19 protein-coding genes are annotated in these 25,747 nt (G+C 69.3%); 3 read left to right on the top strand and 16 right to left on the bottom strand.

All coding sequences use genetic code 11. From position 1 onward, the window contains the following. Positions 1 to 120: 120 nt before the first annotated feature. Entirely contained in the window at positions 121 to 300 is a 180-nt protein-coding gene (locus ACFT7S_RS27405; protein ID WP_382736305.1) for a hypothetical protein, read from the top strand. A 504-nt stretch (positions 301 to 804) separates the two neighbouring features. Next, positions 805 to 2,028 carry an MFS transporter gene (locus ACFT7S_RS27400; RefSeq protein ID WP_382736303.1) on the top strand — a complete coding sequence of 408 codons (1,224 nt, stop codon included), beginning with the start codon at positions 805 to 807 and terminating at the stop codon, positions 2,026 to 2,028. A gap of 30 nt (positions 2,029 to 2,058) precedes the next feature. Here the strand turns inward: ACFT7S_RS27400 and ACFT7S_RS27395 are convergent, their stop codons facing one another. From ACFT7S_RS27395 to ACFT7S_RS27320, 16 genes are all read right to left on the bottom strand, one after another. Beyond that, entirely contained in the window at positions 2,059 to 3,033 is a 975-nt protein-coding gene (locus tag ACFT7S_RS27395) for an aldo/keto reductase (RefSeq protein ID WP_382736301.1), read from the bottom strand. Then, complete coding sequence (locus ACFT7S_RS27390) at positions 3,030 to 3,830, bottom strand: thioesterase II family protein (RefSeq protein ID WP_382736300.1); 801 nt, start codon at positions 3,828 to 3,830, stop codon at positions 3,030 to 3,032. Before ACFT7S_RS27390 ends, ACFT7S_RS27395 begins: the two co-directional genes overlap by 4 nt. Continuing rightward, a complete protein-coding gene (locus ACFT7S_RS27385) occupies positions 3,827 to 4,051 on the bottom strand; it encodes an MbtH family protein (protein WP_382736298.1) in 225 nt (74 codons plus the stop codon). Before ACFT7S_RS27385 ends, ACFT7S_RS27390 begins: the two co-directional genes overlap by 4 nt. 64 nt (positions 4,052 to 4,115) lie before the next feature. Beyond that, entirely contained in the window at positions 4,116 to 10,499 is a 6,384-nt protein-coding gene (locus ACFT7S_RS27380) for an amino acid adenylation domain-containing protein (RefSeq protein WP_382736296.1), read from the bottom strand. A 122-nt stretch (positions 10,500 to 10,621) separates the two neighbouring features. Beyond that, on the bottom strand, positions 10,622 to 11,605 hold the full coding sequence (locus ACFT7S_RS27375) for an amidohydrolase family protein (protein WP_382736294.1): 984 nt from the start codon (positions 11,603 to 11,605) through the stop codon (positions 10,622 to 10,624). After that, complete coding sequence (locus ACFT7S_RS27370; protein ID WP_382736292.1) at positions 11,602 to 11,850, bottom strand: phosphopantetheine-binding protein; 249 nt, start codon at positions 11,848 to 11,850, stop codon at positions 11,602 to 11,604. Before ACFT7S_RS27370 ends, ACFT7S_RS27375 begins: the two co-directional genes overlap by 4 nt. Further along, positions 11,847 to 12,926, bottom strand: coding sequence for an amidohydrolase family protein (locus ACFT7S_RS27365; protein ID WP_382736290.1), 1,080 nt, complete (start codon positions 12,924 to 12,926; stop codon positions 11,847 to 11,849). The genes ACFT7S_RS27370 and ACFT7S_RS27365 overlap by 4 nt, the downstream gene beginning before the upstream one ends. Then, complete coding sequence (locus ACFT7S_RS27360) at positions 12,923 to 14,440, bottom strand: AMP-binding protein (RefSeq protein WP_382736353.1); 1,518 nt, start codon at positions 14,438 to 14,440, stop codon at positions 12,923 to 12,925. The genes ACFT7S_RS27365 and ACFT7S_RS27360 overlap by 4 nt, the downstream gene beginning before the upstream one ends. A gap of 98 nt (positions 14,441 to 14,538) precedes the next feature. Next, positions 14,539 to 16,248 (bottom strand): aspartate aminotransferase family protein, encoded by a 1,710-nt coding sequence (locus tag ACFT7S_RS27355; protein WP_382736288.1) that lies wholly within the window; start codon positions 16,246 to 16,248, stop codon positions 14,539 to 14,541. After that, positions 16,220 to 16,885 (bottom strand): GNAT family N-acetyltransferase, encoded by a 666-nt coding sequence (locus ACFT7S_RS27350; protein ID WP_382736287.1) that lies wholly within the window; start codon positions 16,883 to 16,885, stop codon positions 16,220 to 16,222. The genes ACFT7S_RS27355 and ACFT7S_RS27350 overlap by 29 nt, the downstream gene beginning before the upstream one ends. 20 nt (positions 16,886 to 16,905) lie before the next feature. Beyond that, the gene (locus tag ACFT7S_RS27345) at positions 16,906 to 17,862 is read right to left on the bottom strand and encodes a fatty acid desaturase family protein (RefSeq protein ID WP_382736285.1); all 957 of its coding nucleotides are present in this window, start codon (positions 17,860 to 17,862) and stop codon (positions 16,906 to 16,908) included. A gap of 153 nt (positions 17,863 to 18,015) precedes the next feature. Further along, entirely contained in the window at positions 18,016 to 19,344 is a 1,329-nt protein-coding gene (locus ACFT7S_RS27340) for a condensation domain-containing protein (RefSeq protein WP_382736283.1), read from the bottom strand. A 1,287-nt stretch (positions 19,345 to 20,631) separates the two neighbouring features. After that, positions 20,632 to 21,663, bottom strand: coding sequence for an endo-1,4-beta-xylanase (locus ACFT7S_RS27335; RefSeq protein ID WP_382736281.1), 1,032 nt, complete (start codon positions 21,661 to 21,663; stop codon positions 20,632 to 20,634). A 64-nt stretch (positions 21,664 to 21,727) separates the two neighbouring features. Next, positions 21,728 to 22,636, bottom strand: coding sequence for an alpha/beta hydrolase family protein (locus ACFT7S_RS27330; protein WP_382736279.1), 909 nt, complete (start codon positions 22,634 to 22,636; stop codon positions 21,728 to 21,730). A 35-nt stretch (positions 22,637 to 22,671) separates the two neighbouring features. After that, on the bottom strand, positions 22,672 to 23,751 hold the full coding sequence (locus ACFT7S_RS27325) for a non-reducing end alpha-L-arabinofuranosidase family hydrolase (RefSeq protein WP_382736277.1): 1,080 nt from the start codon (positions 23,749 to 23,751) through the stop codon (positions 22,672 to 22,674). Positions 23,752 to 24,072: 321 nt separating this feature from the next. Then, positions 24,073 to 25,047: a LacI family DNA-binding transcriptional regulator gene (locus ACFT7S_RS27320; protein ID WP_382736352.1), complete on the bottom strand. Its 975-nt coding sequence runs from the start codon at positions 25,045 to 25,047 to the stop codon at positions 24,073 to 24,075. Between the two features lie 215 nt (positions 25,048 to 25,262). Here ACFT7S_RS27320 and ACFT7S_RS27315 point away from each other — a divergent pair, with 215 nt between their 5' ends. Then, complete coding sequence (locus ACFT7S_RS27315) at positions 25,263 to 25,508, top strand: hypothetical protein (RefSeq protein ID WP_382736275.1); 246 nt, start codon at positions 25,263 to 25,265, stop codon at positions 25,506 to 25,508. Positions 25,509 to 25,747 lie beyond the last annotated feature (239 nt).

The following is a 25,747-nucleotide window of genomic DNA, read 5'->3' as shown; positions in this document are numbered from 1 at the left end:
AACAAGGCTGTTGAAAAAACTTGCAGCAAGTTCTGCCGCAGGCGGGGGCGGGCGGCTGGAGGTGGCGAAACGGCCTACGCCCCTGGCCTTCCGGTGCGATGGAATGTCTACGGTCGTCCCATGGGCGTTACGAGGATCACCGTGCTGACCATGCGGGACTGCCCCCACGTCCCGGTCGTACGCGACCGGATCACCGCCGCGCTGGACGGGCGCGAGGTCGCGGTGAAGCCCCCCTGCGGCACACGCGGCAGACCGCCCACCCCCTCGGCGCACGGCCGGCGCCCCATTGCCAACGGGTAGCGCGCCACGGGTGCACGGCAAGGACGTCACTATGGCCACCGCGCGCTCGTCGGTGTTGGCTCACCTCCGCTCGAGCGGAGTGAGCCGACGACGTGCGGGTTCCTCCTCGCTCGCGCCAGCATGCAACGACGGTAGCTGTGGCTTCGTCGATGTCTAGAGACAGCATTTGTGGCCCGGATGGTTGACGAGAAAGGGCGGCGCTGCCCGGCCGGTTCTCCACCTACGTTTGATCAATGACCAACCCGTCAAAGAGACAGGCCCTAGGCACCTCCACCACACCAGCAGTCTTCGCCTCAGATCAAGACCCTCTTGTCAACAACTCTCGTACCCAATACAGCTAGGTAAGGAAGGAATTCGAGCCACCCTTCGCGAGCTCGGACCCGCCTGCCCGCCCTGCAGCATGGCGTTCTCGGCCAATGTGGCCTCAAGTGGCCCAGGAGGCAGATGAGTTGTATGTAGGTTCAATGGGAGTGTGATCGACTTAGGCAAGCGGGAAGAGGCTTCATGGCAACGGCACCGTCGGCTCGCTGGCACAGGCTGGCCGTGCTCGCGGCCCTGATGCTGGCCGCGTTCACTTTCAACACCACGGAGAACCTGCCGATCGGGCTGCTCAAGCTCATCTCGGCCGACGTGCAGGTGTCACTCTCGGCGGTGGGCTATCTGGTCACCGCCTACGGGCTGACCGTCGCTCTGGTCTCCCTGCCTCTCGCGCACGTCACCCGGTCCATGCCGCGCCGCCATGTACTCACCGTGCTGCTGGCCGCGCTCGTCCTGTCCAGCCTGATCTCGGCGCTGGGCTCCAGCTACTGGCTGCTGATGGTCGCCCGGCTGGTGACCGCGCTCGCCCAGGCGCTGTTCTGGGCGGTGATGGGGCCGGTGGCGGTCGGCCTGTTCCCACCGGCTGTCCGGGGGCGGGTGATCGGGGTGCTGTCGGTGGCCGGTTCGCTGGCCCTGGTGCTGGGTGTCCCGCTCGGTACGTGGCTGGGCCAGCAGAGCGCGTGGCAGGTCCCGCTCGTCGTGCTGGCCGGGCTGGGGCTGGTCTCCCTCGTCACGATCGCTGTTCTGCTCCCGACGTCCCGTCCGGAGGAGGGGCACGCGGCCTACGGTTCGGCACCCGACAGGCGGCGGTTCAGGATCGTGCTGGTGACCACCGCCCTGTCCGTCACGGGCGCGTTCGCGGGCTATACGTACCTCGTGAAGTTCCTGGGTGACGTGAGCGGTTTCTCCGACACCTCCGTCAGCGCTCTGCTGATGGTCTCCGGCATCGCGGGCGTGGTCGGTGTGGCGATCGCGGGGCCGCTCCTGGACCGCTACCCGCGCGGCACGCTGGCCGTTCCGGTGGCCACCCAGGCGGCCGGCATGCTGGGCCTGTACGCGTTCGGTGCCGCCCCGGCCGGAGCCGTCGCGTGCCTCGCGCTGCTGGGCGGCTCGCTCGGCCCGGTGTTCATGGCCACGCAGAACCAGATGCTGCGCTTCGCTCCCGGCCGTACCGAAATCGCCCTGGCGGCCAACTCCGGTGCCTACAACGCCGGGGTCGCGGGCGGGGCGCTGCTCGGCGGCCTCATCCTGCCCGCCTGGGACGTGCGGGCCACCTTCCTGGTGGGCGGGCTGCTGACCGTCGCCGCGTTCGCGGCACTGCTCACCGAACGGATGCTGCCGCATGTGGAGCAGGGCCGTCTGGCCGAATCCGGCCGGACGGTGGACAGCAGCCCCGCCGAGCACCACTGATACCGACGGGCGACGCCCCGTCGGGCCCTCTCACCAGGCGTACGCCTCCGGGGCGGGCCCGCCGGGTCCGGGGAAGAGCGCGTCGAGCTCCTTGAGCTGGCTCCTGTCCAGGGAGATCTTCAGCGCTGCGAGGCCCTGGTCGAGCTGCTCGGCCACGCGTGGACCCAGGATCGGCGCGGTGACACCCGGCTGGTGCAACAGCCAGGCCAGGGCCACTTGGGCGGGCGGCAGACCGAGGTCGGCGCACCACTTCTCGTACGCCGCGATCCGATCGTGGTGCCGCTTCAGCTGCTTGCCCGATTTGGGCTCCGCCGCGCGGCCGTCAGCAGTGCCGCGGCGCACCGCTCCGCCCAGCAGACCGCCGTGCAGCGGGCTGTAGGGGAGCAGGCCGATGCCGTAGTCGCGGCAGGCGGGAAGCACTTCCAGCTCGACGGTGCGTTCCAGGAGGTTGTAGACGGACTGCTCGCTGACCGGGCCGGGTGTGTTGCGCTGCCGGGCGTGCTCCTGTGCCCTGGTCAGGTGCCATCCGGCAAAGTTGGAGGTGCCGACGTAGGTGACCTTTCCTTGGGCGACCAGCAGGTCCAGTGCCTGCCAGGTCTCCTCCCACGGTGTGGTCCGGTCGATGTGGTGCACCTGCAGCAGGTCGATGTGGTCGGTCCGGAGCCGGCGCAGCGAGTCCTCGCACGCCTTCCTGACGTGGAAGGCGGAAAGGCGGCCGGAGTTGGGCTTGAGGCCCATCATTCCGTAGACCTTGGTGGCCAGAACGATCTGGTCGCGACGTGCGGGATCCTCGGTGAGCCAGTTGCCGATGATCTGCTCCGTGATCCCCTCGCCCATCTGCGCGCCGTAGGTGTTGGCGGTGTCGAAGAGGTTCACGCCCTTCTCCAGGGCCAAGTTCATGATGGCGTGCGCCTCGGGCTCCGGTGTGTGGGGGCCGAAGTTCATGGTGCCCAGACCGAGGCGTCCGACGACCAGCCCCGAGCGTCCCAAGTTGGCGTACTTCATGATGCGGGTGCCTCCACCTCGTGACGGGAGCCCGGGGACCGAGCGGATTGGATGGATCGGACGGATCGGACGGCGCTCAGCCGGTGTTCCAGATCTGCGACCAAGGGGCCTGGCGACCGCTGGACGAAGTAGTGGTCGCCCGGCATCCGTACGACTGCCGCCCGCCCCGTGGTGTGTTGCTTCCAAGCGAGTGCGGGCACGTCGTCCTGGTCCCCGTAGTAGGAGACGATGTCGCAGGACAGGGGCGCGGTGGGCGGCAGATGGCCGTCGTACAGCTCCAAGTCGGCCCGCAGGACCGGGGTGGTGAGCTCGATGATCTCCTCCAGCAGCGCCGGGTCGGCCGGGCCCAGGGACGTGCTGAACGCACGGGTGGTGCGCTCCAGTTCGGCGGGGTCGAGCCGACCCTGGTCCACGGGTGTGCTTGGGTGCGGAGGGGAGCAGCCCGCCACGCACAGCAGGTCGGGCTCGACCAGGGCGGCGACGTCCAGGGCGAGCAGAGAACCCAGACTGTGGCCGAAGTAGACCAGGGGGCGGCCGGTGCCGCCCAGGCAGGACCGCACGGCGGCGGCCACCTCCTGCGCGGCCGTTGCCGCGTCGGTGTGCGGGGGCTCCACGAAGCGCTGTCCACGCCCGGGAAGGCACACGGCGGAAAGCCTCCAAGCCGCCGGTATCCGCCGTGCCCATGGCAGAAAGACCGACGGACCGCCACCACCGAACGGCATGACCACGATGTCCGCCTCCACGTCCGCCGGCTCGGTCAGCGTCGTCAGGACCGGGAACGAGGCGTGCTGGGTCATTGCCGCTCCCCGTCCGGCAGACCGTCGCTGCGGAGGGACGCGGGACGCATGTCGGTCCAGGTGCGCTCCACGTGTTCCAGGGTGGCCGCGCGGCTGTCCGGGCCGAACACGGCGTGCCAGCCCGCCGGCACCTCGGCGGACGCAGGCCACAGCGAGTGCTGGCCCTCGTGATTGACCAGGGCGAGGAACGATCCCGTCGGGTCCTCGAAGGGGTTCGGCACGGTTCTGCCTCCTTGTCTCTGGGAGTCGGGAATGGCGCGTCTGTGCGTCTGTGTCTCTGTGCGTCTATACCTCTGCGTGCAGGCGCGCGGCGAGTGAGGCCACGGTGGGCGCTTCGAAGAGGGCCCGGACGCGGATGTTCGCATCGAGGTCGGCCCGTATGCGAGCGACCAGTTTGGTGGCGAGCAGGGAATGCCCGCCGAGGTCGAAGAAGCTGTCGTCGATGCTGACCCGGGGCACCCCGAGAACCTGCTCGAACAGGTCGCACAGTGCCTTCTCGTTTGGCGTGCGCGGAGTCCGCCCCGCCCTGTGTCCCGCGGTGTCCGGTGCGGGCAGGGCGCGGCGGTCGAGTTTGCCGTTCGCGTTCAGGGGCAGCTGGTCCAGCTCGACGAAGGCGGCGGGGAGCATGTACGCGGGCAGGGTCCGTTCCAGGTGCGTGCGCAGTTCCTCCTGCTGGGGCGCCGACCGGAGAGCTGCCGCGTCCCGCGTGCCGCGGCTCGGCACGTAGTACGCGACCAGCTTTTTGTCGCCCGGCCGGTCCTCCCGTACGGTCACGGCCGCTTGGCCGACGCCGGGGTGGTCGGTCAGGGCCGCCGCCACTTCATCCGGCTCGATACGGAATCCCCGGATCTTGACCTGGTCGTCCGTCCGCCCGATGAACTCCAGGCAGCCGTCCCGGTGGCGACGGACCAGATCGCCGGTGCGGTACATCCGCTCTCCCGGGCCGCCGAAGGGATCGGCGACGAATCGCTCGGCGGTCAGCACGGGGCGGCCGAGGTATCCGTGTGCAAGTCCGGCGCCCGCGATGTACAGGTCACCTGCCACACCGGGCGGAACGGGCTGAAGGTGCCGGTTCAGCACATGGACGCGAGTGTTGTCGAGGGGGCGGCCGATGGGCGGAGTGCGGTGGCCGCAGTCCTCGCCCAGCCAGGCCGTGGCGTAGACGGTCGTTTCCGTCGGCCCGTAAATGTTGGCGATTCGGGCGCCGGGGACGGCGGTCCGCAGTTCCGTGACGACCTGGGCGGGCAGTGCTTCGCCTGCCAGTACGACGGTCTCCGCCTTGAGGTCCACGTCGTGGTGGCCGACGAGGTTGGACACGGCCGAGGGCACGGAGCTGATCAGACTGCCCGTCCAACGTCCTGCCGGGCGCTCCGCCACCGCCAGCACATCGCGGACGATCTCGATGCTGCCGCCGCACAGCAGGGGGCACAGGATCTCGAAGACGGAGACGTCGAAGGTCAGTGAGGTGGCGGCCAGGACATGGGAGAGCCCCTGTCGCCCGAAGGTGTCGCGGGCCCAGAACGCTAGGTTCACGGCAGCGGAGTGCGGGACGGCTACGCCCTTGGGGCGGCCGCTCGTCCCGGATGTGTAGATCACGTACGCGGTGTTGCCGGGGAGCGGTGCCTGCGGCCGGCCGTGGTCGGCGAGGCCGTCATCGGCCAGGCGGTCGTCGGCGAGGCCGTCATCGGCCAGGCCGTCGACGCGGAGCACGGGAAGGCCGTCGGGAAGCAGTGCGGAGGTCTCGTCGGTGGCGACCGCGCAGACGGGGGCCGCGTCGTCCAGGACCAGGGCGATGCGCCCTGCGGGGTGGCGCGGGTCCAGGGGAAGGTAGGCGGCGCCGGTCTTCAGTACGGCCAGTACGGCCACCACCATGTCCGCGGACCGGGGCAGGGCCAGGGCCACGAGCCCCTCCGGTCCCGCTCCGGCGGCGCTCAGACGCCTGGCGAGCCCGTCGGCACGGGCGTCGAGCCGGGCGTAGGTGAGACGGTCGCCGTCACAGATCACGGCCGTCGCGTCCGGGGTGCGGACGACCTGGTCCCGGAAGAGAGCGGGCAGGGTGATGGCGGGCCGGGGGCGGTCGGTGCGTGTGCGTTCCGCCAGCAGCTGGTGGTGCTCCTCGGGGGTCAGGACGTCCAGGGCCTCGACGGGCGTGTCCGGGGCGGCCACCGCCCCGGTGAGCAGGAGGGTCAGCCGGGCAACCAGGCCGAGGACGGTGTCCCGGTCGAACAGGTCGGTGCTGTACTCGAGGAATCCGGTCAGCCCATCCGGTTCGCCGTTCGCCGTCTGCTGCTCGGTGAGGTTGAGCAGCAGGTCGAAGCGGGCTGCCCCGGGGTGCAGGAGCTCGCTGTCGATCTTCAGCCCGGGGGTGGTCCAGTTGGGTTCGGGGGCGTTCTGCAGGGCCAGGGACACCTGGAAAAGCGGATGGCGGCCGATGGCGCGGGCCGGGTTGAGGTCCTCGACGAGGTACTCGAAGGGCACGTCCTGGTGCGCGTACGCGCCCAACGCGGTGTCACGTGTGCGGTGGAGCAGTTCCCGGAAGCTCGGGGAGCCGGAGGTGTCCGTCCGCAGGACGAGGGTGTTGACGAAGAATCCGACGGACCGGTCCAGGGCCTGGTCGGTACGTCCTGCGACGGGTGAGCCGATGGGTATGTCGTATCCCGCGCCCAGCCGGGTCAACAGGGCGGCCAGGGCGGCCTGCAGCGCCATGAAGAGGCTGGTGCCACTGTGGTGGGCCTGGTCGGCCAGGGCGCGGTGCAGTCCCGCGTCCCAAACGACCGGCACCGTCGCGCCCCGGTACGTGGGGTCCGCGGGGCGCGGGCGGTCCGAAGGGAGGTCCAGTTCCGCGGGCAGACCGCTGAGCTCTTGCCGCCAGTAGGCGAGTTGGCGGGCCAGCCGGCCGGCCGGGTCGCCGGGGTCGCCGAGCAGGTCGCGCTGCCACAGTGTGTAGTCGGCGTACTGCACGGGCGGCCCGGGCCGTTCGTCGGCATGGGCGTCGGCGGCCTGGGCGTCGGCGGCCTGGGCGTCGGCGGCCTGGGCGTCGGCGGGTGTCCCGGCCGGGACGGGGGGCGTGGCAGCGGCCTCGGGCACGGCCCCGGCGTGGACCTCGTAGGCCGCCATCAGGTCCTCGGCCAACGGGGCGAAGGACCAGCCGTCGCAGGCGATGTGATGGATCAGGAGCAGCAGTACGTGCCGGTGCGGGCCGAGGGAGAAGAGGTGGGCGCGCAGCGGAATGCCACCGGCAAGGTCGAAGGGCTGGTCGATCGCCTCGTCGAGGGCGGTGGTCAGCGCGTCATCGGTGACGCGCCGTACGGGCATGGCCGCGGGGGCGTCCGCCGGGTCGAGGATCCGCTGGCAGGGCTCGCCGTCCTGGTCGGGGAAGATCGTGCGCAGGACTTCGTGGCGGGCGACGAGGTCCTGGAGGGCTGCGCGGAGCGCGCCGGTGTCCAGTTCGCCGGTCAGCCGGAGCAGCCAGGGCACGTGGTACGCCCGGCTCGGTCCTTCCAGGTGGTGCAGGAACCACAGGCGGCGCTGGGCGAAGGACAGCGGCAGCGTGCTGGGGCGGTCGGCCTGCCGCAGCGCGGGACGGGTGTCGGTGTCGAACCCGCGGTCCTGGATCCGGTCGGCCAGCTGGGCGACGGTGGGGCTGTCGAAGAGTGCGCGGATGGGGAGTTCGGTGCCCCGCGCGGCACGTACCCGTGCCACGAGGCGGGTGGCCAGCAGGGAGTGACCACCGAGGGCGAAGAAGTCGTCGTCGATGCCGACGTCCGCGACGCCGAGGATCTCGCCGAACAGCTCGCACAGCTCGCGTTCGAGGTCCGTGCGCGCGGGGCGGCCGGAGCCGGCCTCGACGGCCGGGGCGGGCAGCGCCGCCCGGTCGAGCTTGCCGTTGACCGTCAGGGGCAGCCGCTCCAGGAGCACGATCGCCGTCGGCACCATGTAGTCGGGCAGCTGTTCCCGCAGGTACGCGCGCAGTGCGGCGGTCAGTCGCGTGCCGTGGCGCGCCGCTGCCGGGCTGGTGGCGTACGCGGCCGGTGCGCCCAGGTCGTCGGCGGGCTCGTACGCCTGCAGGGCGGTGCCGGCGCGGGAGAAGAGGACGTCGACAGCGTCCACGTCCATCGGTGACGGTGCGACCGCCACCTGGTAGCCGAGTTCCGCACCGAGTGCGTACAGCTCGTCGGGCTCGACCCCGTGCGGTGCGGCTGACAGGAGGTTCAGTGCCTCGGCCGGGGTCGCTCCCTCGTCGAGGGCCCGGGCGGCCGCGGCCTCCTGGGTCGTTCGCCGGTTGGGGATCGCGGACATCCGCAGGTGCGTGGGACGGTGCTCGCGCAGGTGCTTCGTGAGGGCGGCCGGGGTGTCCTCGATGTCGGGCCGACGCAGCCGGAGGGTCGCTTCGTGCGGGCCAGGTGTGGGCGGTGTCGTCGTCTTGTGCAGCACTGCGTCGTAGCGGTAGCGGGTCATCTCGTTGTGGTGGCGGCCGCGGCGCACCTGAATGTCGACCGCGCCGACCGACGGCTGCCGACGGGCGAAGGCGTGGAAGTAGTCGGGCGCCAGAAGCAGTTCCTCCTCCAGCGTCACTGCGCGTTCCACGGCCAGGCGCAGCCTGGCCGTGTCGTCGTCCGCAGCGGCGCGGTGCAGCTGCACGGCGGTGGTGAAGCAGCGCAGGGAGCGCGCGTCACGGACGTCGCCGACGAAGAGGGCCCCGCCGGGTGCGAGCAGCACGAGGGCCTGCGTCAGTACGTCGTGGAGATAGCCGGGGTTCGGGAAGTACTGCAGGACGGAGTTGAGGACGACGACGTCGAAGTGACCGGCGGGCAGCTCGCCGACGGTGTCGGCCGCCCGACAGCTCAGCCGGATCCGCGGGGCCAGGGCGGGCCGCGCCGCCACTTCGCGGCGCAGCAGGTCCACGGCTTGCTGGGAGACGTCCGTGCCCCAGTACTCCTGGCAGCCGGGAGCCAGCTGCGACAGCAGCAGGCCGGTGCCGACGCCGATCTCCAGGACGCGGTCGGGGTGCAGGGCGCGAATGCGGCGGACGGTTTCCTCGCGCCATTCCCGCATGTGGGGTGCGGGCAGGGACGCGCCGTCGCGGTAGCTGTCGTGCCAGCCGGAGAAGTCCTCGCCGAAGGCGGGGGTACGGGCGGAGCGCGTGCGCGCGTACTGGGAGTCGAACACCTTCGCCCAGTCGCCGACCTGCTCGGCGGCCGTGTCATCGGGTGCCTCGCCGGTCCGGGGGGCGGTGACGGCGTAGGCGGTCAGGCGTTGGTCGCCGGGGCGGTCCTCGCGGACGACGACGGCTGCCTGGCTCACGGCGGGATGGGTGGTGAGGACCGACTCGATCTCGCCCGGCTCGATGCGGAAGCCGCGGATCTTGACCTGCTGGTCCGCGCGGCCGAGGAACTCCAGTGCGCCTTGGGCGTTCCAGCGCGCCACGTCTCCGCTGCGGTACATGCGGCTGCCCGGCGGCCCGAAGGGGTCGGCGACGAAGCGTCCCGCGGTGAGGGCGGGTCGGTTCAGGTAGCAGCGTGCGACGCCGGGCCCGGCGACGTACAGCTCGCCGGGGACTCCGGCCGGCACGGGGCGCAGGGCCTCGTCGAGGACGTAGGTGGACAGGTCGGTGAGTGCGGTGCCGATCCTGCTGGCGGGCCGGCCGAGGGTGTCGTCCCGGGTGAGCGCCGTGTAGGTGACGTGGACGGTGGTCTCGGTGATGCCGTACATGTTGACCAGGACCGGTGCGTCGTCGGCGTGGCGCTCGTACCAGGCGGCCAGCTTCCCGAAGTCGAGTGGCTCGCCGCCGAACACGACGGCGCGCAGGACGAGCCGGTCTCCTTGCGCGGGCCGGTCCCGGTCGGCCTGGATCAGGGGATAGAAGGCCGACGGGGTCTGGCTGAGGACCGTGACGCGTTCTTCGGCGAGCAGGGTGAGGAAGCGGTCGGGTGTGCGGCTGATGTCGTAGGGGACGACGACCAGTCTTCCGCCGTGCAGGAGGGCACCCCACATCTCCCAGACCGACACGTCGAAGGCGTAGGAGTGGAAGAGGCTCCACACATCCTGTTCGGTGTAGTGGAAGTGGGACGCGCTGTGGGTGAAGAGGCGGACCACATTGCGATGGCTGACCACGACCCCCTTGGGCCGGCCGGTGGATCCCGAGGTGTAGATGACGTACGCGGCCGTGTCCGGACCCACGGGGGCGGTGCGGTCCACGTCGGTGGGGGCGGTCGCGTCCTGTTCCGCCAGCTCCGCGGCGGTCTGCGGAGTGGAGAGCACCAGTCGTGGCGTCGCAGCGCGCAGGTCAAGGGGGTCGAGGCTGAGCAGGAGCAGCGGGCGGGCGTCCTGCAGAATGCTCTCCAGCCGTTCCTCGGGGTGGTGCAGGTCCAGCGGGAGGTAGGCGGCGCCGGACTTGAGGACCGCGAGAATGGCCACGACGAGGTCGATCGAGCGCGGCAGGGCGAGGGCGATGAGCTGTTCGGGTCCCGCGCCGCGCTGGATCAGGACACGTGCCAGCCGGTTGGCGCGTGCGTCGAGTGCGGCGTAGTCGAGGCTGTCGCTGCCGTAGTTGACCGCCGTGCGACGGGGATGGCGCAGCGTCTGAGCCTCGAACAGGTCTGTCAGGGCCGTACCGTCGGCCGCTTGCCGGTGGCACGCCGGTACGCTTTCCGATCCGGTGATCGCCATTGCTCAGTTCCTCACTTGTTCGTCCGGCGGATCCCGCGGCCGGTCTGTCCCAGGTCTCTGTTCCGGGTAGGGCGGCCGGTCTGTTCCGGGTTGCGGCGGGGTGTCCACGGTCCGTCGTGTCGTCAGCCGGCGACGTCGGCGGCCCCGTTTCGCGGTGCGGCCGCCGGGTGCGGAGCGGGGCGGCTGCCGGGCGCCAGGACGCGCAGCAGGTTGTCGCACAGGAGGAGCCGTTGGTCGGTGCGGGAGACCCCGGAGAAGACGGTCGGGCCGTGCAGGATTTCGTCGGTCAGGCGTTTCAGCCCGCCGCCCATGCGGCCCAGCGGCCAGTCCGTCCCAAAGATGATCTTGTGGTTGATGCCCGCCCGGAAGAGCCGGTTGAGATGCTCCGGCCAGTCCCGAAGGGTCGGGGTGCTGGCGAACCCGCCGATGTCCAGGTACACGTTGGGCCGGTATGCCGCGAGGTAGCCGCCGGTGTCCACGTGGGTCAGCCCCGCGTGCCCCAGGACGAAGTCGACCTGCGGGAAGTCGCGGGCCACCCGGTCGATCTTGATCGGGTCCGCAGGCTCGTAGTCCAGGCTCGCCGCCGTGGGTCCGGTGTGTACGAACACGGGCAGCGACAGGGCCGCGCAGATCTCGTAGTACGGGTAGAGATCCGGGTCGGAAGGCGAATAGCCGCAGGGCGGATACAGCTTCACCCCGTCCAGGGCGTACTCGTCCACCATCTGCGCGAAGGCTCGCACCCCTTCGGGGCCGCGCCGCGGATCGACCCCGATGTAGACCCAGAAGCGATCGGGGTGGCGCTGCCGGATCTCGTGGTGGAGCCGGGCCGCCTCGGGGGGCGGCACACTTCCGGGCATGCGCAGGCTGAAGTCCGGGACCAGCAGCACCGCCCGTGCGATCCCGGCGGCGTCCATCTCGGCGACCAGCCCGTCGGCCAGGTGGTCCTGGTGCTGGTCGGCGTAGCTGCGGGCGATGCGGGCGACCGACGGGGACGCGCCCCTCGCGGAGAGCTTGCTGTGGACGTTGCCCGCGACGTCCTCGACGAACGCCTGGGGGATGAAGCGCGTTGATGCCACATGGCAGTGGCCGTCGTAGATGGTGGTCATCCGACGCAGTGGTGGACGATGCCCCGGACGGTGACGCCGTCACTGTGGTCGAAGGTGGCGAAGTCGAAGGTCGTGTCGATCTGTTCCTCCAGGTGAGCGATCAGGCCGACGAACGCCATGGAGTCGAGCAGACCTGTGTGGCTGAGATTGGTGTCCGCGTCGACGACGGTCTGCGTCTCCCCGGCGTTCCAGTCCTCCACCCATGCGATCAGCGACTTTTCCAGTTCCGCTCTGTCCTGCTTCATATCAGGCCACTCCTGTGCGTCGTTGCGGCATCGTGTGGTTGTGGTGGTGTGCCGTGCGGCCCTCCGGGAGCGGTCCCCGTGGACTTCCTGCGGCCGATCAGGCGCAGGCTGTTGCCGCTCATCAGCAGTCGTCGGTCGGGCTCCCGCAGTCCGGCGACGGCGGGGGAGCCCTGGGCGAACGCGCCGGCCAGGCTGCTGAGCGACTCCGACAGCCGGTAGGAGGGCCAGCAGGTACCGAAGAGGATCTTGTGGCAGATCCCCGTGCGGAGGAGCCGGTTCAGGTGCGCCTGCCAGCCGTCCGCGGCCAGGACCGAGTGGAACTGGCTGATGTCCAGGTGCACGTTGGGCCGGTGGGCGCACAGATAGGTCGCCTCGTCGACGTGGGTGACCCCGCCGTGCCCCAGGATGAAGTCGACCTGGGGGAAGTCGCGGGCCGCCCGGTCCAGCAGGAGTGGACTGCCGTAGGAGAAGTCCAGGGGCCCCCAGCCGGGACCCGTGTGGGAGAGGACGGGCAGTCCGTAGTGCGCGCAGATCTCGAAGTACGGGTCCAACCGCGCGTCACTGGGCGAGTAGCCGCACAGCGGATACAGCTTCAGCCCGGCGAAGCCGTACTCCGTCACGCACCGTTCGAAGAGGTCGATGCCGTCCTGGCCGGCTCGCGGGTCGACGCCCCAGAAGACGTGGAAGCGGCCCGGGTGGCGACGGGCGACCCGATCGTGCCAGGCCGCGAGTTCGGGACGGGACAGGCGGCACCGCGCCACCTGGGAGAAGTCGGGGACGACCAGGAACGCCTGGTCGACGCCCGCCTCGTCCATCTCGGCGACGAGCTTGTCGGCCTCGTCGTCCTGGTGGAGGGCGAGTACGTGGTCCAGGGTGCGCGAGGGTCGCACCCGGTGGCCGTACGAGGCCAGCCGGTGGTGGACGTTGGCGGCCTGGTACTCCAAGAAGGCGCGCGGGATGGCCAGTTCGCTGCCGAGCTGTACTTGCGCGTCGACGACGAGTGGCCGGTCGGAACTCCCGGCCCCCGTACGGTTGCCGGCAGTTCCGGCCGTCGTCGGCTCGGCCGATTCGCTCACCGGCCCCCCTCGTCAGCTGCGGGATCCGCTGCGGGCGCGGCGGAGAGCGTGGCGGCGAAGTGCTCCGCCGCACGGGCCCTGCTCAGCTTGAGATTGCCGGTCAGGAAGGCGGGGTCGGAGCGCAGCGGCCGCTCGGAGAAGACCATCGACATCACGCGCTGGTGGGCCGGGAGCGACCCGTTGACCTCCTCGACGCGCTTGCGGAGCTGCGTGCGCAGGGCGGCGTCCTTGGGGTCGGTCGGGGTGATGATCGCGCCGAGCCTGGCCGATTGCGAAGTCGGCACCACAATGATCTCGCTGAGGCCCTCGACGGAGACGAACGCACTCTCGATCTCGGCGGGGTGCACCTTGCGACCGCTGCCGAGCACGATGACGTCCTTCTTGCGGCCGATCAAGGTGAGGTACCCGTCCTCGTCCAGCCGCCCGTAATCACCGGTCAGGATGGAGCCGTCGGGACGGAAGCAGTCTTCCGGCGTCGAGCCGTCGTCGGTCTCGAAGTAGCCCCGGCTCAGCGGCGCCGGGCGGTTGATGACCACCTCCCCGTCGTCCAGGAAGGTCACCGCGTCCGGGTCGATCAGCTTGCCGACGGAGCCGAGGCGGTAGGCGCCCTGGGTGTTCCAGGCGACCATGCCGGTCTCTGTCAGCCCGTACGCCTCAAGGAGTCGGACATCCTGTTTCCAGTACCCTTCGAGGGTTTCACGCCGGATCGGCGCCATCCCCGTGATCAGGAAGCGTATGCGCCCACCGAGGAAGTCGCCCAGGGTGATGTCCGCGCCGCTTGAGGCACAGAGCTGCAGCGCGGTGTCATAGAAGACGGGTGGGCCTATCAGGAAGGTCGGCTGTTCCTTGCGCAGGGCCTGGAAAACGCGCTGGTAGGGGGCGAGCACCAGATCCGCCCCGAGCCACAGGCAGCAGTAGACCGACAGCCGCTGCTGGTAGTTGGAGAGCGGCAGGAAGATCAGGTGCCGGTCGGCGGCGGTCAGACGGTAGCTGTCGATGAAGCGGTTGATGACGTAGTCGGTGCCGCTTCCGCTGATCTGGAGTCCCTTGAGCCGGCCCGATGTGCCCGAGGAGTAGACCAGGCTGTGCACGTCCTCGCGGTCGTACACCTCAGCACTCGGCGGCGCCACGTTTTCCCCGGGGACGCCGTCGGGCCGGATCACCGTGGGTGCCGTAAGCGGTACGGAGTCGTCCGCGATCAACAGTGCCAGGCCGTGCCGGGCGACGAACTCCGAGGGGGCGGCCACCTCCGTGGAGTCCGGGAACGCCTTGAGCAGGGCGCCGATGGCCAGTGCCGCGAGGTCCCAGGCCAGCCAGTCGAGGCTGTTGCCCGCTTTGATCCCGATGATGTGGCCCCGCCGCACGCCCGCGGCGGTCAACTGCCCGGCGCGGTCGGCCGCCAGGGCGTGCAGATCGCTGTGCGTCATCTCTCGGCGACTGCCCGAGACGTCGATCTCCACCACTCGGGCGTCCGTGTGGCCGCCGTACCGGTTCGTGAGGCCGTGCAGGGTCATGCTCACTTCGGGTTCGCCTTTCGTTGCCGCTCTTGCCGCTGTTGCCAACTCGTCGTTCGGGGCGTTCGCAGGGCTGCCTGCAGGGGGCTGCGCGCGGCTCACACGGTCTCCCGCACGGATCCGAGCGCGGACCGTAGCGCCGCGACGCACTCGGTCAGCGCCCGGCCGGCCAGGAAGCCTATGCGGCCGCCGAGCAGTTCCTCGTACGAGCCGCTGTCGGTGTCCCAGGTGATGCACAGGTGCAGGAGGCTGCTGCCGTCGGCGGCGGGCGTGACCGTCGCCTCGCGGCAGAGGGTGCGCCACAGCCAGCCGGCCTCGGCGCTCAGCCGGACACCCTGGGCGGTGGTCTCCGTACGGTCGGCCCAGACCACGGTGTCCGCCCCGAGCCGTCCGGCGAACTCCGGGTCGTACCCCTTCGGTCCGGTGTCGGCAGCGGCGAAGGGATCCAGGATGCGGGGCCGGGCGTGCAGGAGTTCCAGCACCTCATGGGCCGGGTGCGGCAGCGACACGGTGCGGGTGAGCGGGGACAGTTCGGTGCCGGAGCCCTCGGCACGTCCCTCGCCGGCAGCACGTAGATGCGCGTCGGCCTCCGCCAGGAGGGTGTCGAGGACCGACAGGCAGTGCTCGAGCTCGTCCACGGTGATGACCATGGGGGGTTGGACCCGCAGCACCCTCGGGTTGTACAGCGAATACGTGGACGTGATGCCCTCTTCCAGCAGCCGTCCCAGGACGAGACCGGCCAGGGCCTGGTCGTGGAATTCCAGGCCGTGCATCATGCCCACACCACGGTGCGCGGCGACCACGCCGGGGTGCCGCTCCGCAGCCGCGGCCAGCCGCTGCCCGATCGTTCGCGCTCTTTCCCGCACCCCGTCGAGGAAGAGGGGGTCCGAGGCGATGGCGACACTCTCCAGACCGACCCGGCACGACAGCGGATTGCCGCCCAGACTCGACCCGAATGTCGAGGGCAGTACCCGCAGCACTCCCCACACCTCCTCGGTGCCCAGCACCGCCGAGACGGGCAGCACACCGCCACCGAACGCCTTGCCCACGCACACCAGGTCGGGGACGATGCCGAACTGCTCGTAAGCGAAGAAGGTCCCGCACCGTCCGAAGGCCGTCTGCATCTCGTCGAGGATGAGGAGGGCCCCTGCCTCGGTGCACAGCCTGCGCACCTCCTGCAGGTAGTCGGGCGGCGGCACGATCACCCCGGCCTCCGCCTGTACGGGTTCCAGCAGAACCGCGCCGACCGAGTCGTCCAGCGCCGCGGCCAGCTCGGCCGTGTCACCGAAGGTCACCTGCCGGAAGTGCTCCATGAACGGCGCGAGATGCGCGCGGTGTTCGGGGCGGTTGGAGGCGCTGAGGGTGGCGAAGGTCTTGCCGTGGAAGCAGCCGCGGGCGCTGATGACACCGGGGCGGCCGGTCGCGGCACGGGCCAGTTTCAGCGCGTTGTCGATCGTCTCCCCGCCACCGTTGGCCAGGTAGGAGTACGGCAGACGCTGCCCGGTGATCTGCGCGAGCCGCTCGGAGAGCCGTATCTGTACATCCTCGAACATGATCTTGGTGCTGTTGAGCACCCCGGTGTCGAGCTGTTCCCGTACGGCCGCGACGATCCGCGGATGCGAGTAGCCGAAGGACTGGTTGCCGTACTGGTCGAACATCGCGAGGAACGACCGTCCCTCGTCGTCGCTGACGCGGCTCCCCTCCCCCCTGTCCTGGACCTTGCAGCCCATGACGAACGCCATCTTGGCGTAGGTGGGGTGGTTGTGTGCCGCCTTCAGTTCAGCCAGCCGCTGGCGTCGAGTGCGCATATACGGCCCCCTTCGGATCGGCGGACGTGTAGGTGTCGTAGTCGCCGAAGAAGTACTGCAGCAGCCGATTGCCGCGGTGTACGTCATCGCGCGCCGCCTGTACGGCTCCGGACACATCCAGGGTCGCCACCAGGCTGAGCGGCGCGCCCTGGAAGCGTTCGTCCGCGTACTGCTCGCCGAGCGCCACGAAGCCGATGTCCTGGTAGAAAGTGCGCAGGCCGCCCGAGTCGTCGACGAAGAAGTCGCCGATGATGTGCGTCGCCCCGTGTGTACGGACGCTGTGGACCAGCGCCCGGCGCATGAGCGCCATGCCGATCTCCTGGTGCCGAAGCTTCGGCAGGGTCATCAAGTGGCCGAACTCCACCAGTCGGTTTCCCGGCCGCAGCAGGGAAAGGTCGACGGTGTCGTCGCAGGGCAGCCCCGACGGTGAGTCCGGAACGACCTTGACGGTGCCCACCGGCACGCCGTCGAGGTAGCCGACGATGTATTCGGCCGTCCCGTCGAAGCGGTCGAAGGTGGCTGCCGTGTCGGCAGTGTCGGCGAGCCGGCCCTGGTCCTGCACGTAGACGGCGTCACGCAGCAGGATCACATCGGCTCGCTCGGCCTCTGTCCGGGCTATTCGATAAGTAACATCCACGACCTTCACCCCTTTTGAGATCACTTGCGGAGCAGCTTCACGAAAAAGTCGAGATATCCGCTGTGGAAATAGCGGATCCGGTCTCGGACTTCGGTGTGGAGAGCGGGCAGTCGCTCGATTGGAAGGTTCGGCATCAAGTGGTGCTCGACGTGGTAGTTGTTGCCGTTTGTGAACCACATGGCGATCCGGTTGGAACGTATCGTCCGTGTATTGGCGAACGGGTCCCGATTGAGGGTCTCGCACCGGTAGTGCTCGGGCAGTTCGATCACCGCGTGCACCGGAGCGGCGACGAGCAGAAGCGGCAGCAACCACACCCAGACGATGACGGCATATCCTGTCCACCAGGTCAGTGCGCCCAACCCGGCAACGACAGCCGCCGCAAGAAAATGGTCCCTCCGGATCCTGCGGGATACCAGGGCGTTCTCATCGGGGAAATCCCGACCCAGCAGCGAGCGGCCGAGATTCGCGACGAAGAACACGTAGTGGTGGGCCATGGAGAAACGAACGGCCCAGTCGAAACCGACAGCCAGTCGCGACCGGTCCCCTTTCGCGCCGTACTGGTCGCCGTAGTCGAAGAACTCACGGTTCATCGGGGTTCCCAGATCGCGGTGGTGGCGCATGTGGGTGGCCCGGTAGGCGGCGAAGGAGATGAGCATCGGCAGCCCGAGGACGATGCCGGTGACGGTATTCGCCCAGCGGCCGCGATAGGCCAGATTGTGCAGCGTCTCATGCTGGAGTTCCGCCGCGTGCGCGAACATGGCGCCGGTCAGGACCACTCCGACGATCCGACACCAGAGCACGGGCTGCAGCGCCAACGCGACACCCGCCCCGGTGAGGACGACGCACAGTGTCAGCTTGAGAGAGAACACCCAGCCCCGGGGCTCGGTACGCAGGTGTTTCAGCGTTGCTTTGAGATCAGCGGCCTTCTGATGCCGGGATGAACGAGGGACTGCCGTCTCGCCCGCGGACGCGTCCATGCTTCTGCCTCCTTTCCGATCACGACGCAAGGTGCGCAGTGCTGAGGGCGCGTGCGGGCAGGGTGTGTTCGTGGCACACAGCCCTCGACCTAGCCTGGTCCGGATCTGGCCAGGCCAGGTTCGCCGTTCGGCTCTGCTCGGGTCGGCGCGTGGTCAGCCCGTCGACGCACGGGACCGCTCGGGCCCGGGGCACAGCGCGTTGAGCGGCGTGTGCGGACCGGCCTTCTCGATCGCGTAGAACATCGACAGCAGCCCCGCCAGATGCGCCTCGGCCTCCGATGCGCTGTAGAGGTCGGAGTGGGTGTCGAGGATGAGTTCCATGGTCCCGTCGGACGCGATCCGGATCAGGTACACCGTCATGTCGACGGTGAGGGGGATCGAAACCGTGTGCTGGATCGCCGGGACTCCCGCGAAGTCCAGCCGGTGGTCGAACAGCATGACGTTGACCATTGCGGCCCACAGCCGTCCGCTGCCGCCCCGTTCGGTGATCTCCCGCGACAACTCGGCCGTGGGATAGCGCGAGTGCAACAGAAGTTCACGCACTTCGTGCGAGACGCGTTGTGCGTGACCGACCAGGGACGATCCGTCGTCAAAGGGGACCCGCAGCGGCAGGATGTTCATCGCCATGCCGACGGCGTTGCGCACCTGCGGACTCAGCCGGCCGGCTGTCGGAAGCCCCAGGACTACTTCGGGCACCTGGACCGTGCTGCCCACGTACGCGGCCATCGCGCTGACGGCCAGATCGGACCAGGTCACGCCCAGGCCGTCCGCCACCTCCCCCAGGCGGGCGACCCGGTCGGGCGCCAGCTCGTGCCGAAGCCGCCGGCCTGCGGTGACTTGGGCCCGGCGACGGGAGGGTCCGACGGGCTCCGGGCGGTCCGCCAGTTTGCTGTGCCAGTGTGCTTGATCTGCGAGGAAACGTTTACCCTGCCGATACGCGGCCTCGTTCTCCCGCAGCCGCTCGAAGGGCTGGAGCATCCCCTTCTCGTAACTCCGCCCCTCTGACAAGGCGCTGTAGACGGCTGCCATGCGGTTGAAGATCAGCGCGAGGCTCCAGCCGTCGACGACGGCGTGGTGGACCTTCCAGTACAGCAGGAAACAGTCGTCCGCCGTCTTGATGACGGCAGCACCGCACAGCCTCAGCGGATCCACCGGCCGGTGGACGTCCTCCGCCATCCACGCCGCAGCCGCCGCAGCCGGATCGGTCCGTGCACTCAGGTCGACCCATTGCAAGGGAGTCGGGTCCGGGTGCACGAATTGGCGGTGCTCGCCTTCCACCGTGATGATCCCCAGACGCAGCGCGTCGGCTTCGCGCTCGACCTGCAGATGTGCGGCGCGCAGGAGGTCGGGGTCCACTGGGCCGCGGATTTCCAAGTAGTCACAGATGGAGAAGACGGGATTGGTGAGGTCGCCGATCTGTGCATTCCAGGTTCTCAACTGTGCGGAGAGCAGCGGAAAGTGTTCCCCGTGAGGTGCGTGCACCGTGCGGCCCTTCTCCGATGTGGGACAAACCGAAATATTCAGAAGCAGGCGAGGAGGAAATTGGCTGGTAGCACTCGTTAATGATCATGCTCGGTAGTCGACCGGCAGGAGAGAAGAGATAGCCGGCATAAATGTCATGCCGGCGGCCATGGCTGATGGCCGGTGCCGGATAAGCGCTGCTAGCAGTTCGAATGTCGACCATCTTGTGGCCCGAAAATGATGCCCATCGGTCGACCGGGGAGACGCTACACACGCAACGAGATGGCCTCAAGGATCAATGACTAGCAAAGGCCGCGATCAAGACAGGCTGCGATACGGTCAAATTTGCTCACTGCGCACCCGGGGGATGCGGAAGATTCGCTGGTCACGGGAACGCCGTTGCCAGATTGGCCAGAGTGAGCGGTGTGGTCCAACGTGCCTCGTGTGACCGGTGGGCGGGACGTCCCGCCCACCCACGGACAGCTGACGGCCGGGGTGAAACGGCTGGTAGCAGCAGTGGGAGCGGGGCCCGGCGGCGTCTACCGGGGGACTTCGTCACCAGCTCACCGGCCGGCAATGAGCTGGGCCAGTTCCGGCAGGGCCATCTTGACAGTGGATCCGGAGGCGCGGCGCGAGCGCGAGTGGGGCCGCAGCCAAGGACACCTTCTTGGGCATGACAGCGCTGATCACAGCCACCAGTTTCGACGTTCCCCCAAGATGCGGAGGATGATGACAGAGGGGCAGATGGCTCTCATGAGAACAACTCTGACCATGGCCGCACCGAGGAAATATCCGCTGGAGTGCGTGAGCGCGCGGTGCGGATGCAGTTGATGCGGCGATTCCATGACTTCTCCGCGCGAGCGGAGGTGAGCCGTGGGCCGGGCTTGATCGACGCGGAGTCGCAGACGTCCTCTTCGCACGAGCCAAGGTGAGTCGTCGATGCGGGCCTCGGCGTCACCTCGTCCGTCGTCCCCTCCGCGCGAGTACGCGCTCGTCACCTACGCGGTCACGAGTCGACCCGTGTCCGCGACAGGCCGCAGACGTGCTTAGACCCTCCAGCTCCTGGACGAGCGGGATCTGGTCGACCTTTCCCGGGCGGTCCTGGACTCCGCGCACGTGAGGGCTAAAAAGGGGCGAACTTGCAGGAACGCTCACCGGCACTCAACTGATGGTCCTGCGTCCGTGCGCCATGCCTTCGCCGACCGACGACGCCCCGTGAGTGCCCTCGATCGTGTGCGGACCACGAACGGCCACACGTCGCGTATGGATGCGGGGCCCGGCGGAACTGCCGCCGGGCCCCGGCCGGCTTCAGCTCGCTGCGCTGTTCAGCGCCGCGAGGACCGCGCCGTATGCCTCCTTCTTCTGATAGTTGCCGTTGAAGAGCAGCGGGGTTTCCTGGGCGAGCCAGGAGTACTTGTCGGTGACGCCCCACACGGTGATGCCGTTGCACCGGGCGACGGCCACGCACGCCTGGGTGACCTGCCGGTACACATTGGCCTGTGCCGCGCCGGAGCCGGCGACGTCGAGCTCGGTGATCTGCACGTGCACGCCGAGGTCGGCGAAGCGCTGGAGGTTCTGCCGGTAGGTGCTGAGGTCGGAGTTCGAGGCCAGGTGGCTCTGGAAGCCGACGCAGTCGATCGGTACGCCCCGGGCGCGGAAGTCCTGGACCATCCGGTAGATGGCATCGCTCTTGGCGTTGATGCCGTCGGTGCCGTAGTCGTTGTAGCAGAGCTTGGCCTTGGGGTCGGCTGCTTTCGCGGTGCGGAAGGCGTCCTCGATCCAGCCGTTGCCGAGCTGCCGCTGGAGGTTGGACTGGCGTCGGCTGCCGTCCCATTCGAACGCCTCGTTGACCACGTCCCAGGAGTCGATCTTGCCCGCGTAGTGGCCGGCGACCTTGGAGATGTGGTTGCGCATCGCCTGGCGCAGGGTGTCGCCGGTCAGTCCCTGTACCCAGCCGGGCTGCTGGGCGTGCCAGACCAGAGTGTGGCCGCGTACGAACTTGCCGCGCTGCTGGGCGTAGGCGACGAGTTGGTCGCCACCGCTGAAGTTGAACTGACCTGGGCTCGGCTCGGTGGCGTCCCACTTCATCGCGTTCTCGGCGACGACGCTGGAGAACTCCCGGTTGAGAGTGGACTCGTAGTCCGTCTCACCGAGGTGGGGGGCGACCGCGGCGCCGAAGTACCGGCCGCTCTGGGCGGCCGCGGTGCCGAGGGATTCGGCGGCCTGAGCGGTGGGTGAGAACGTCAGGACGGCCGCTGCCGCCAGGACGCCGGTCGCCGCGGCGGTGATCGCCGACCGGGTGCGTCGCGGGGTGCGCCTTCTGGAGGATCTGTCGGTCATTGCGTGTCCCTCTCTGATGGGGGCGGGGGCAGTGCAGGGCCTGGACTCGTACGGCCGTCGGCCGTCAGGCCAGGGCGGCTTCCCAGCGGGTGCCGGAGCCGGTGGCGTCGGCGGGGAGGCGGTCGCGGGCGGCGGTGTCGTCGTACAGACGCCAGCGGAACCAGTCCACGAGGGTGTTCTGGGTCCGGCCGAAGGTGGGGAACCCCGGATTCAGGTACGCGGCGTGGTCCGCGCCGACGTGGGTGAGGAACGCCTTGGGCGCGGGCAGTTCCTCGTACGCCCGCCGGGCAAGGGCGTAGTCGCAGGTCGGGTCCTTGTCGCCGTGGATGAACAGCACGCCGGCACCGACCGAGGCGGCGGGGGCGCCCATGTCCACGCAGGCGACCGGGACCGCGGCGGCGATACGGTCGTCGGGCCAGGCGGTCACCAGGCCGTGGGTGGTCATGCCGCCCATCGAGTGCCCGGAGACTCCGACGCCGGCCGCGGTGTCGATGTGCCCGGCGAAGGGGCCGCCCGTGGCGTCGTTGAGCGCCAGGGTCCGGGTGATGACCTCGGAGACGTCCCTCGACCATTCGCCTCCGTAGACGGAGCCGAGGTTCGTGTTGTCGGAGAACGAGGGGGCGGGGCAGATGAAGCCGGCGGAGGCTATCGCGTGGGTCTGCGAGGCGTAGGAGTCGGAGTTGCCGCCCATGCCGTGGCTCCACTCGGCGACGGGGAACACACCGTCGGCGAGAGGGGCGTCGGGAACGGGGGCGCCGCCGGGGGTGCCGGGGGTGGGGTAGAAGACCTTGGTGAACAGCGAGCGGGCGCCGCGGCTCCAGTTGAACTGGCGCACTCCGATGGCGAACTCACCGGCAGGCGCCGACGGTTCGGCACCCGAGGCGGGGTGCAGTGCGGAGTCGAGCAGGGGGGTGCTCAGGCCCGCTGTCGCGGCCGCGGTCAGGCCGAGGAAGGTACGTCGACTGAACGACATGTGTGACTCCTTGCGTGAGGGGACAGGGAGGGGTCTCAGCAGGTGGAGTCGGCCTGGGTGGCCAGGCCGAGCCGGTAGGGCAACTGCGAGTACTCGCCGCTGGAGCCTGGGTCCCGGCCCTGGTAGAGGAGCCGGAGGCGGCAGGGCTCGATGGTCATGGTCTGGTCGTTGGTGGCGCGGATCAGCTCGCCGTGGCTGATGTCCTTCGTCCAGGCGCCGCCGGGGAAGGCGACGTTGGTGGAGCGGGCGAAGGGGTTGGCTTCGGTGGCGGCGAGCGGCTGCCAGTTGCCGGTCAGGCCCTTGGATGTGAAGGAGCGGTAGTACCGGTTGCCGTCGCTGCCGATGGCCTCCCAGATCAGCAGGTAGGTGCCGGTGCCCTTGACGCGGTAGACCGCGCCTCCTTCGAACAGCGCGAAGCGGGAGTCCTGGAGCACGATCCGGGTGTTGCCGAAGCCGTTCGGGAAGTTGGCGACGGTGGTCTCGGACCGGTACACGTGGCCGTTGTCGTCCGCGGAGAACAGGTAGCACTTCGCGTCGTCGCAGATCACGTAGAAGTCGAGCCAGTTGCCGATGTTCTGCCGGACGACGTCGGGCACGCTGCTCATGAGGTTCTTCGGGGCGGACCAGCTGGTCGGGTCGTTGATGTCCTTGGTGGTGGAGTACGACGGCAGGCCGGTCTGGTAGACGAGGTACCACTCGTCCTTGGGGGCGAAGTAGAAGGCGTGCGGGGCGGCACGGTAGCCGGGGCCGATGCGGGAGGCGGTCTCCAGGTGGGTCTGTTTCGCACCGGCGGCCTGGGACCAGTCGGAGAAGCTGGTGTGGGCCAGGCTCCAGTCGCCGGAGGTGCTCGCGGTGGTCATAAAGACGTGCCATCTGCCGTTCTTGTCCTGGACCACCGACGGGTCCTTGACGGCGACGGAGTTACTGCCGTCCTGCTGCGGTGAGATCACCGGTCCTGTGGACGACCATCGGAAACTGCCCGGCAGGTCCTGCCGGAGGGTGCCCGCCGGTGTCGCTCCCTTGGCGGGCACGGCTAAGAACGCCGCCAGCAGGGCGATGAGCAGGGCCACATAGGCATGGCGACGACGGGGACGGGGGCGGAGACGATGTGTCAATTGGGCAACTCCATAGCGGCTCGAATGGTGCGCCTGCGGTGAAGCGGGGTTGGTCGGCTGTACGGCCCAGGCCGGACCAGCCCGAAGTTTGGTCGAAATACCGGACGGCGACCGGACCTTCGGACGTAGGAATGATGGGGCGCTTGACGGAGTCCGGTCAATGCTGTGCCCGCAATATTTTCGGCCCGGCACTCGAAAGTTTTGCGCGAAACTTTCTTGCGCGAAACTTTCAACACCTGTGGTGAGCGGGCGACTTGGAGGGCACCGGGGCACACCTGGGTCGCGCCGGACGCTGCGCTCGGTTCGTCGGCGGAGCCGCGCTCAGCTCTTCGGCGGGGCCGTGCTCTGGCGGACCACGAGTTTCGTGGCGACCTCCAGGCCGAGCTGCGGCACCCTCTCCCCGCGACCGAGCGCGAGGGCCAACTCGGTGGCGGAGGCGGCCATTTCGCTCAACGGCTGATGCACCGTCGTCAGCGGGGGATCGGCCCAGACCGCGACCGGCATGTCGTCGAAGCCGACCACGCTCAGATCCTGTGGGACGCGCAGCCCGGCCTCGCGGGCCGCCTGGTAGACACCGAGTGCCTGCATGTCGTTCGCGGTGACGATCGCGGTGGGCCGATCGGGCCGGCCGAGCAGGGTGCGTGCCGCGGCCTGGCCGCCCTCGCGCGTGAGCTGGGTACGGACCGTCAGATCCGGGTCCACGGGGAGTCCGGCCGCCTCGAGAGCGGACCGGTAGCCCGCCGCCCGGGCCAGGCAGAACGCGTGATCGGGGCCGCCGATCATGGCAATGCGCCGGTGCCCCAGCGAGATCGGGTGGCGCGTCGCGGACTGGCCCCCCTTGAAGTTGGTGGCGCCGACATAGGGAACACCGTCGGGAACGTCGTCCACCGGATCGAAGACGACGTAGGGGATGCCCTTCGCCTTGAGTCGCTCCCGTTCCGCTTCAGGGAGCTGGAACACCGACAGCACACACAGCGGGCGTCGCCCCACGGTGTCGTCGAGCGAGGCGTCGGCGTCGTGCAGGCCGAACTTGGAGACCACGACGCCGGCGCGGTTCCTGCGGGCCACCTCCTCGACACCGCGGATGATCTCCCCCACCCACATGCTCTCCAGCTCTCGGAAGATCAGCTCTACGAACTTCTGCTTGTTGTCCGAGGACTTGCGGTATCCGTACTCGTTGATCAGTTCCTGGACTCGGGCCCGGGTCTCGTCGGACACCCCTGGTCGGCCATTGAGCACCCGCGACACCGTGGGCACTGATACGCCCGCCAACTCGGCGATATGCGCGATCTTCACCGACGTCGACCCGTCACTCTGCGCGGCCTTCCCGCTGTCCACCGACGCTCCCCCATGACTGTCCGCCACGACTGCTCTTCCCCGCTCCGGACGGACGCGCCGCATGCATGGTCATGTACGCCACCCACCCGATCGACACCGCCTGCGAGCCGTCATTCTGACACTCACGTCCGCGCGCCATGGCCCGGAGGTACGCCTACGAGAACATCCGGCGCATGCAGACCATCGACGCCACCACAACACGCACAGTCGTCGTCACCGGCGGGGGCATCACCAACTCCGAGTCACTGGAGACCTATTCACGGGACTCGGCCCGCACCCTGCTCGCCACCAACCTCGTCACCCCGACCTCCTCACCCGGGCGGCGCTGCCCGGTCCGGGCAACCCGGACACGCCCATCCGCCGGACAGGCGCTTGTAGGGCTTGGTCGGGTTGGTGCCGGGTCGGGGATGTTGCGGTGACAGGTGGGGCAGGCGCCGGACCAGGCTGCGAGGAGTATCTGCAGTTCGCGGACGACTCGGTAGAGGCTCAGGCCGACGCCGACTTTTTTGGGGACCGGGACAGCCGCTGCACCGTGCAGAAGGCGCGGGCGACCGAGACGAGGGTGACGTGGTGGTGCCGGCCGGGTTAGGTGCGACCCTCGAAGCGGTGGGCCTGGGCACAACCTGGAACGCGGATCTCGTACGACGGGTCGGCGAGG

Origin of the sequence: Streptomyces sp. NPDC057136 (genome assembly GCF_042670885.1) — a bacterium.
Classification (GTDB): Bacteria; Actinomycetota; Actinomycetes; order Streptomycetales; family Streptomycetaceae; genus Streptomyces.
Note: the sequence above shows the minus strand (reverse complement) of the source record. Positions and strands in the feature narration are given on the sequence as shown.

What these genes read in the sequence shown, in the direction of transcription:
- ACFT7S_RS27375 (WP_382736294.1), bottom strand. Translation starts at nt 11,605, where the DNA reads ATGACCACCATCTACGACGGCCACTGCCATGTGGCATCAACGCGCTTC.
- ACFT7S_RS27355 (WP_382736288.1), bottom strand. Translation starts at nt 16,248, where the DNA reads ATGCGCACTCGACGCCAGCGGCTGGCTGAACTGAAGGCGGCACACAAC.
- ACFT7S_RS27330 (WP_382736279.1), bottom strand. Translation starts at nt 22,636, where the DNA reads ATGTCGTTCAGTCGACGTACCTTCCTCGGCCTGACCGCGGCCGCGACA.
- ACFT7S_RS27370 (WP_382736292.1), bottom strand. Translation starts at nt 11,850, where the DNA reads ATGAAGCAGGACAGAGCGGAACTGGAAAAGTCGCTGATCGCATGGGTG.
- ACFT7S_RS27380 (WP_382736296.1), bottom strand. Translation starts at nt 10,499, where the DNA reads ATGGCGATCACCGGATCGGAAAGCGTACCGGCGTGCCACCGGCAAGCG.
- ACFT7S_RS27405 (WP_382736305.1), top strand. Translation starts at nt 121, where the DNA reads ATGGGCGTTACGAGGATCACCGTGCTGACCATGCGGGACTGCCCCCAC.
- ACFT7S_RS27360 (WP_382736353.1), bottom strand. Translation starts at nt 14,440, where the DNA reads ATGACCCTGCACGGCCTCACGAACCGGTACGGCGGCCACACGGACGCC.
- ACFT7S_RS27335 (WP_382736281.1), bottom strand. Translation starts at nt 21,663, where the DNA reads ATGACCGACAGATCCTCCAGAAGGCGCACCCCGCGACGCACCCGGTCG.
- ACFT7S_RS27315 (WP_382736275.1), top strand. Translation starts at nt 25,263, where the DNA reads ATGCAGACCATCGACGCCACCACAACACGCACAGTCGTCGTCACCGGC.
- ACFT7S_RS27345 (WP_382736285.1), bottom strand. Translation starts at nt 17,862, where the DNA reads ATGGACGCGTCCGCGGGCGAGACGGCAGTCCCTCGTTCATCCCGGCAT.
- ACFT7S_RS27400 (WP_382736303.1), top strand. Translation starts at nt 805, where the DNA reads ATGGCAACGGCACCGTCGGCTCGCTGGCACAGGCTGGCCGTGCTCGCG.
- ACFT7S_RS27395 (WP_382736301.1), bottom strand. Translation starts at nt 3,033, where the DNA reads ATGAAGTACGCCAACTTGGGACGCTCGGGGCTGGTCGTCGGACGCCTC.
- ACFT7S_RS27390 (WP_382736300.1), bottom strand. Translation starts at nt 3,830, where the DNA reads ATGACCCAGCACGCCTCGTTCCCGGTCCTGACGACGCTGACCGAGCCG.